This is a genomic window from Ruegeria sp. AP12, assembly GCF_056540025.1.
The window spans coordinates 1-514 of sequence record NZ_JBQFVZ010000348.1; the positions used below are offsets into that span (position 1 = coordinate 1).

At 59.3% G+C, this 514-nt stretch carries 1 protein-coding gene; it reads left to right on the plus strand.

The genetic code is table 11. From position 1 onward, the window contains the following. On the plus strand, nt 1-514 hold a 514-nt coding region (locus ACR0E6_RS23145), incomplete at both ends, for an aspartate/glutamate leucyltransferase (RefSeq protein ID WP_480587848.1).

The window sequence follows — 514 nt, forward strand, 5'->3', positions numbered from 1 at the left end:
CGTGCCTTTCCGCCCGGATCGACGTCTCGGCCTTCCGCCCGACCAAAAGCCAGAAACGCGCGGCCAAACGCAATGGCTATCTGGAACGCCGCGCAACCTCGCCCTGGGCCACCGATGATCAATACGAGCTGTTCCGTCGCTACCTCGATACCCGCCACGCTGATGGCGGCATGGCCGATATGGACGTTTTCGAATTCGCCGCGATGATCGAGGAAACCCCAATCCGCAGCCGCGTTGTGGAGTATGCCGACCCCGAGACCGGAAACCTGATCGCCGTCAGTCTGACCGATGTTCTGGATGACGGCCTCAGCATGGTTTATTCCTTCTACGACCCAAACCAGCCGCAGAACTCTTTGGGCACCTACATGATCCTCGACCATATCGAGATCGCGCGTGAGGCCGGCCTGCCCTATATCTACTTAGGCTACTGGGTCCCGGGCAGTCCGAAAATGGGCTACAAAGCCAAGTTTTCCGGGCTAGAGGCCTATGTTCGGGGGCGCTGGGAGAAAATCTC